The sequence below is a fragment of the Halapricum sp. CBA1109 genome (genome assembly GCF_009741825.1).
Taxonomy (GTDB): Archaea; Halobacteriota; Halobacteria; order Halobacteriales; family Haloarculaceae; genus Halapricum.
Genome location: NZ_WPCA01000023.1, coordinates 20660 through 28126, shown reverse-complemented (window position 1 = coordinate 28126; position 7467 = coordinate 20660). Strand labels below are relative to the sequence as shown.

Annotated in this window: 7 protein-coding genes; 2 read left to right on the top strand and 5 right to left on the bottom strand. The window is 64.8% G+C overall.

What is annotated here, in order from left to right:
• Nucleotides 1-596 precede the first annotated feature (596 nt).
• A complete protein-coding gene (locus GJ629_RS04450) occupies nt 597-2099 on the top strand; it encodes a hypothetical protein (RefSeq protein WP_157511933.1) in 1503 nt (500 codons plus the stop codon).
• 2 nt (nt 2100-2101) lie between these two features.
• Here the strand turns inward: GJ629_RS04450 and GJ629_RS04445 are convergent, their stop codons facing one another.
• Genes GJ629_RS04445 through GJ629_RS04425 form a run of 5 tightly spaced genes read right to left on the bottom strand, consistent with a single transcriptional unit; the run spans nt 2102 to nt 5384 of the window.
• On the bottom strand, nt 2102-2854 hold the full coding sequence (locus tag GJ629_RS04445; protein ID WP_157511932.1) for a hypothetical protein: 753 nt from the start codon (nt 2852-2854) through the stop codon (nt 2102-2104).
• Entirely contained in the window at nt 2847-3293 is a 447-nt protein-coding gene (locus tag GJ629_RS04440) for a hypothetical protein (protein WP_157511931.1), read from the bottom strand. The genes GJ629_RS04445 and GJ629_RS04440 overlap by 8 nt, the downstream gene beginning before the upstream one ends.
• Entirely contained in the window at nt 3290-4234 is a 945-nt protein-coding gene (locus GJ629_RS04435; protein WP_157511930.1) for a hypothetical protein, read from the bottom strand. The genes GJ629_RS04440 and GJ629_RS04435 overlap by 4 nt, the downstream gene beginning before the upstream one ends.
• Entirely contained in the window at nt 4222-4824 is a 603-nt protein-coding gene (locus GJ629_RS04430) for a hypothetical protein (protein ID WP_157511929.1), read from the bottom strand. Before GJ629_RS04430 ends, GJ629_RS04435 begins: the two co-directional genes overlap by 13 nt.
• Complete coding sequence (locus GJ629_RS04425) at nt 4824-5384, bottom strand: hypothetical protein (RefSeq protein ID WP_157511928.1); 561 nt, start codon at nt 5382-5384, stop codon at nt 4824-4826. The genes GJ629_RS04430 and GJ629_RS04425 overlap by 1 nt, the downstream gene beginning before the upstream one ends.
• A 265-nt stretch (nt 5385-5649) precedes the next feature.
• Between GJ629_RS04425 and GJ629_RS04420 the strand changes: the two genes are divergently transcribed.
• Nucleotides 5650-7377: a VWA domain-containing protein gene (locus tag GJ629_RS04420; protein WP_157511927.1), complete on the top strand. Its 1728-nt coding sequence runs from the start codon at nt 5650-5652 to the stop codon at nt 7375-7377.
• Nucleotides 7378-7467: the final 90 nt, after the last annotated feature.

Sequence of the window (7467 nt, the reverse complement as noted above, 5' to 3'; positions counted from 1 at the left end):
CGTAGGCGCGTTACACAGGCGGTGAGAAACCGGAACGGGTCGTCCGGCGTACTGGCGGGCGTTGCCGAACAGGGGTCACCTTTCGGCCGTGGCGGAGTCGAGTTCATTACCGTGGTCAGGGTTGCATCGCCAAAGCACACGCCCCACCGCCGACGCCGGTCCGCACGGTATGGTGAAAACGGTAGTGTTCAGATAAGTACCGAAACAAAAGAGTCTGTTTCTGCCGGTCAAACCAACCGAATCCTGGTGGCCTGCCGAAAATCGAAGATTTTCGGGCGGCCGGAAAGACGGCGTCTTCCGGCAAACTGAAAGGGCGAGGCCAGTTCCGGGAACCCCGGCGGTCGCAAGAGCGGACGTCTTGCGAGCACATCAGAAATCTCCGATTTCTGAGGACGATGTAAGCACGCGACCATCGGGAGCGCGCGTGGTCCGAGAGAGCAGCGCTCTCTCGTCATCTCGGAAATCTTCGATTTCCGGTGACAGCGAGCCGCGGGACCGGAACTGGCCGAGGGCTTTCTATCGCCTCGCACTCTTATCTGAACACTATATTCGGATCGGCCACTGCACTTATGACACCTGATACCGAAGATATGCCGATGACACACATCGACTGCGTGGGGTCGGGGGAAGGTCGTGCGCAGTCGAGCACGATAGGGGTCGTCCTGCTGTTTGGCCTCGTCGTCGCCGGGACGACGATGGTCGTGCTGGTCGGCGCGACGGCGGTCACCGACAGCCAACAGCAGTCCGACATCGACCGCGCGACCCAGGAGTTGACGCTGTTCGACTCCCGGGCCGCGATGGTCGCCCTCGGCGACTCGGAGGTCCAGACCGTCCGCCTCAACGGCGGTGGCGGCGGGTACGACGTCCACAACGACAGCGGGTACATCAAGGTCACGAACACGAACTACATCGACGACGCGACGCGCCGGACGGAGGTGCTGTTCAACGAGACGCTCGGGGCGTTGGTGTACGACGTCGGTGACCGCGAGATAGCGTATCAGGGCGGCGGCGTCTGGCAACGCGGCGAGAACGGCGGTGCGACGATGATATCCTCGCCTGAGTTCCACTACCGCGACGCGACCCTGACGCTCCCGGTTATCCGCGTGAACAACACCGACTCGGCGAGCGGCTCCATCGCCGCCACCGTCGAGAAGAGCCAACAGACCCGCCGGGTGTTCCCCAACAGCAGCACCGACTACAGCGCCGGGGACCAGAGCTACCGCAACCCCATCCGCAACGGGACGGTCAACATCACCGTCCACAGCGACTACTACCTCGGCTGGGCGGAGTACTTCAGCGAGCGAACTGACGGTGACATCACCATCTTCGACGGCAACAACACCGTCCGCCTGACCCTCGCCACCGTCTCGGGCGCCGTCGGTGACTTCGATATGCCGCTGGAGGGCGAGTCCCTCGAGATTCAGGGGATGGCGAACGCCCACTCCATCAGCGAGTTCGATATGACGCTCCGCCACGACGGGGGCAGAGGGTTCAACAACATGCACTGGGCGTGGTACGTCGAGAACCCCGACGAGAAGTTCGAACTCCACTTCTACTCCGACAGCAAGTGTAAGGGCGGCCCGGGCGGCGGCAGTTTCGACGGCGACATCGACGTGAGCCTCTACTACTACAACGACACCGGTCCGACCACCGTCGAGGAGGAGTGGCAGAACACCGACCTCGACGGGAGCGACTACTCAGTCGACTGCGCCGACGGCACGCTCAGCCTCGACCTGATCCCGGCGAGTTCGGGTATGGTCTACGACGACATCTCGATGACCGGCAGCGACAACAAGTGGATGCTCGGCCCGGAGATCCGTGACCACTCTGTCTCCGGTCCGACCACCTCGTTCGACGACGGCGCCGACACCGGCAACTACACCGTCGGCGACAGCGAGAATATGGGCTTTCTCATCAACCACTACCTCGGCAAACTCGCGCCATCCTACGACCTGCGCGTGACCGACGGCCCCGGCGGGAGTTCCCGCGTCAACGAGGGCAGTTCCTTCGGGACCCTCAATTACGGGCTGACGACCGGCGACCAGTACCTGACGTTCCTCCACGTCACCGAGAACAGCATCGACATCGACATCGACTGACCTTACCGCTCGAAGGACATCGTCATCCGCACTTCCTGTATCGAGAGCCGTTCGGGGTCCGCCAGATCACAGAGCACCGACCCGCTGTCGTCGTCTATCGTACAACTATCGACGGCCGGTTGCCGTTCGAAGTACGCCCGCCAGAGGTTCCGGCGCGGCGACGTGACGTTGATCGTCACGTCCGAGACGCCGCCCGTCTCGTGGAGGTCGAGGTTCCGAAGCGCCGCCTGCGCCCGGACCCGGACCGTCGACCCGCCGATGCTCGTCGATTCGCGGGACTGGGTGACCGCCATCGGGAGGTGGACTCGCTCGCGTTCGAGGACGAACGACGGGTCGCGGACGACGCGGCCGCCCTCTCGCTGGGCCCGGAACACCGCGCCGGCGCTGTAGATTATCCGCGTCCCGGACTCGCCCTCGTATACTAGGGGTTCGTAGCTGTACTCGCGGGCGAAGGCGTCCCCACTGGCGTCGGTTCCGGTGACGTTTATCGACACTTGGTCGGTGAAATACACCGTCGAGTCGGTCAGTTTCACCTCGGTCGCACGGCTCGGTGCGCCCCGCAACAGCACGTCGTCCATATTGTCGGCGAGGACGTCGAAGGCCCGTTCGGCGTTGTTTGTCTGCTCGAACTGGCGGGCGTCGTCCAAATCGCCGAAGCCCACCACTGACACGAGCGCGACCATCGACAGTATCAACGCGAACACGAGCGTGAAGCCGAGCACCTCGCTGACGCCGCGGTCGTCCGTTTCAAACATCTTCGATCACCAGTGAACCGCTCCTGAGCGTGATCCGATACCGGCCGCCGTCGATGCGGGACTCCTCGACCGGTGCCGTCGTAGTGACGTTCACCCGGACGGTGATATCCGGTTGGGTCGTCCGCAACGCCAGATACGGGTTACCGCCGTTTGGATTCAGTTCCGCCGCGTAACTGCTTCCCGCGATGTCCACCGGGAGCGACCCCGTGGTGTTCACGGTGTCGGCCCGCGCGGGACGGGCGCTCTCTATCATCCGGTCGGTCCGGGAGACGTCGGTGGCCAGTTGCTGGCCGACGACCTGCAACTCCGCGCGGACGGTCTCCTCCCGCTGTTCGCTCACGAACGTTCCGCCGACGATGAACAGCGACGTGATGACGATAGTCACCAGCCCGAGACCCAGCACGTACCCGACGTTCGTCGAGACGGCGCGGTCGTTCATCGCGGCTCACCCGGGGCGACCCGGACCGTCGCGTTGTAGTTCGTCGTTCCCGTCTGGTAGTCGACGATGACGTCGGTGCTGTAGACGGCGTACGTCTCCCGCGGCGACCCCGAGGACCCCGGGCCGTCCAGCAGGGCACCGAGCAGCGACGGCGAGGCGTCGGTGACGAGCGAGTACCGGCCCGCTGCCTGATCGCCGTTGTCTATCGACACGTCGAGCGTCGACGTGCGGTCGAGTCCCTCGCCGAACAACAGCGGCTGACACTCCCGGTCGCCGACGACGCCCGTGGTGACGTTTATCTCCGCGGTCGGTCCCGGCGTCGTACAGGTTCCCTCGGGGTTGCCGTTCACGTAACTCGTCACGGCCACCTCGCTCCCGTCGTCGTAGATTCTGACGCTCCAGTCGTCGGCTCCGTCGCTGAACGTCACCTCGAAACAGCCGCTACAGGAGCCCGGTGACCCGGTGGCGAGCGACGCCCGGGAGACGTTCAGTCCCACGTCACGGACCTGTTCGACGCCGGACTGGACGCTCCAGTCCGCGGAGCCGTCGGCGGCGACGAACGGCTGGGTCGTGTCGTTGTGCGCGATGCGGGTTCCGTTGACCGTCTCGACGTAGCGCACGTCGAGAATCTGCCCCTGTGCCGCTAGCTGTGACCCTAACGCCGTATCGAGGTCGGCGACGCCCGCGGAGACGTTCTGTGCAGGGAAGGCGTCCTCGGTGTTGTTGTGTGCGTTCGCGTGGGCGATCAGTTCGCCGGTCGCCTCGTCGACGATGTCCCGCGTCTCGGCGCCGCCGGAGCCACCGATGGACTCCCCGCGCGTGGCGAGGTTCTCGGTGAAGATGACGGAGTTGAGGATGAGCGCCAAGGCGACGAACGTGACGGCGATGACGAACCCGCCGACGAGGATGAGTTGCCCGCGGTCCCGGCTCAGATCCGCCATATCGTCACCTCCACCGTGACGACGGTGAACACGGAGCTGTCGGTCTCCATCCCGCCGGTGTAGAAGCTCACGTCGTCGTCCCGCTGTGTCTCCCGGAGCGTGACGTCCGTCGGCGACTCCGCTTCGTTGTAGAGAGTGTCGTTCTTCGTGAGGACGACCGGTCGCGAGACGGTGACGGCGTTGTCGCTCGCCACGCCCTGGTCGACGAGGGCTATCTCGCCCATCCGCCCGTCAGGCTGGCTGTACACCAGCCGGATGTTGTACGCGATGCCCTGCTGGCTCAGTGACGACTCCAGCAAGTCCCCGAACGCGGTCGGTGGGCCGCCGCTGGGATACGCCCCCGTATCGACCCCGTGGAAGTCCCCAGTCGTGCTGTTGACGTACAGGACCGTCGGCTTCAGCGTGCCGTTGTCCGCCGCCGACGCGAGGATGCCGGCCCCGACGGCGCGCTGTTGGTTCTCGATGTGCTGGCTCGACGTACTCGCCGACAGCGGCGTCACCGTCGTCACCTGCAGCGCGAACAGCAGGCTCGACAAAAGCAGCAACGCCGCGACGATGCCCTCAAGCGTGTGGGCCTGTCCGCGGTCCATCACCACATCACCACCGTCAGCGACACCGCCTGTCCGTCGAGCGTCACGACCCGCCGGGCCGACACCGACGAGACGGAGCCCTGTTCGAAGGAGGGGCCGGCCTGTAGTGCGACGTCGCCGCTCCCGGATGTGCAGTCGCCGCTCGATTTGACGGTCAGCGACGTGGTGTCTGCGTCCCAGCAGTGGATGTCGTCGCCGTCACTCAGGTCCGGGTGGCCGACGCGCGTGACGGTGACGTTCACGCTGAGTCGACCGTCGAGGCCGAGTTGCTGTCCGACCGTCTCGCCGTCGCCGTAGTTACAGCTCCCGGGGTCCTCCCTGTCGAAGAACTTGGCTGTACAGGTCGCGTTCAGGACGTACGGCTCCGACGCGTTGCCCAGTTGCCGCTGGGTGAGTTCGTCGGCGGCCCGGTTGACCGCGACCGTCTCCTCCTGTGAGCCGGTGTTGAACGGTTCCAGCAGATCCGGGACGAACAGGAACACGAACGTCAACACTAACAGAAAGAGGCTGATGCCGACGGCGAGGTCTATCGTCGTCTGTGCGCGTGTGTCGTGGGTCATATCGTGGGTCTCACGCTCGCCGACTGCGGACTGTCTCCCGGCAGTCCCGTCGGCTCGTCTCGATGTGTATTCCCCACAGTGTGAGCCACAGATATAGACGTTGTGGCCACCTATCAGAAGTGATATGGTAGCTTGCGCGGGACGATACCGCTCGGGCCGACGCCGTCACGCGGTTCTGTCCGACCAGGATCAAAGAGCGCGGGCGCCTACTAGGACGTTGAAAACTAGCGATACTGTTAATCAGGTGTAGCGACACGTACGACCAATGGCACGCCGCGGATTCGCCGACGAGCGGGCGGCCTCGGAGTTGATCGGTCCCGTGTTGCTCATCGGGGTCGTTCTCACGGGCGCGTTGCTCGTGGCGGCACTGGGCGCTTCGACTATCGAGGACCAACAGGCAGACCAGGAGTCACAGGCTTCCGGCGTCCTGATTCAGGAGGTCGACTCCCGGCTGAGCACGCTCTCGACGTCGAGTTCCGCGACCACCGCCGAGTTCACCTTCGGCGACAAACTCAGCGGGACGCCCGAACTCGTCACCGCCGGCGGCTATCTCAACGTCACGGTCAACCGCAACAGCGCCTGCAGCGTCTCGATACCGCTCGATTCGATCCGGCTCCAGACCGAGACGGCGACCGTCGCCTACGAGGGCGGTGGGACGTGGCGACAGTCTGAGGGCAACGGGACGGTTATGCAGACCGCACCCGAGTTCGAGTACCGCAACGGGTCGCTGGACATCTCGGTGGTCAACCTTACCGGTACCGTCCATCAAGAGACCAACGTCGCGACGCTTGACTCGGCCGCCTCACAGTCCAGCACGCGGGTCGTCCGGGACACGCTGTTCCAGGGTGAGTGTATCCGCCCCGACAACGTCACGCTCTCGGTCCGGAGTGACTTCCACGACGCGTGGTCTGACTACCTCGCCGCCGAGACGGGGCTGGCCGAGGACACGGCCCGGCCCGCCGGGGACAGCGACCACGTCCACCGCCCCGACGACCGGACGGTCGAGATACACCTCAACCAGAGTTCGCTCCCGCAACGGACCGACGACGAGAGGAACAACGTCGTCAACGTCACCGGTGCGGACTACATGGACTCGGTGACCGTCTCCGACGACGGTATCGCTATCGACAAGGACGCGAGCAACACCTACAGCGTCTTCGCGGAACCGGTCTCCGAGCAGGTCGAGATAGGGACTGTCCGACAGATAGTAGAGGCCGACAACGTCACGCGCCCGCCGCTGGACGTCGCCTTCGTCATCGACGAGTCCGGGTCGATGGGCGACCCGGGGCCGGGCGGAGACATCAAACGCGAGTCCGCACAGGCGGCGATGAAGCAGTTCACGACGTTCCTCGACGGCGATATGGACCGCGTCGGGCTAGTCGGGTTCGAGGGCAACAAGGTCAGCCGGTACTTCCGGACGGACGACTACCTGTTGACCAGCGACTTCGAGACGTTCAACGACAGCACGGTCGAGAGCACCACGTCAAGCGGCGGAACCGACACCTCCGGCGGGATGAGCAAGGCCACCTCGATGCTGGACCTCAAGAGCAACGAGACCCGAAACCGCATCGTCGTCCTGCTGAGCGACGGCGTCAACGACTACGAGGACTGGTGGGTCGGCGACACGTACTTCGACTGTGACAACGAACCCGGGTACAGAAACTACGACTGCTACGGGTGGCACGACCTTCGATATCAACGGCGACAGCTCTATCACACCAACGCGGCGACGGCCGTGATGGCCGAGAACGCCTCCCGGACCGGCGTCGAGACGTACACCGTCGGCTTCGGCGACCGGAGCAACATCGACGACGAGTTCCTCAACGGGACGGCCGTCGCGGCGACGGCGAGTACTTCTACGCCGAGGACGCCGAGGCCCTCTCGGACGTCTTCTCGGCCATCGCAAAGCGCGTCTCAAGCACCGAACAGGTCGGCCGCTACCCCGTCTCGACGAACCTCTCGACCGACAGCACGGTCAGCGCGCCCCAGATAACCGGCGACACGAGCAGGTTAGCGACCGTCTCCGACGGCGGCACGGAGTTCGTCAACGTCAACGACCCGACGGCCCCGTCGGCGTTCAGCC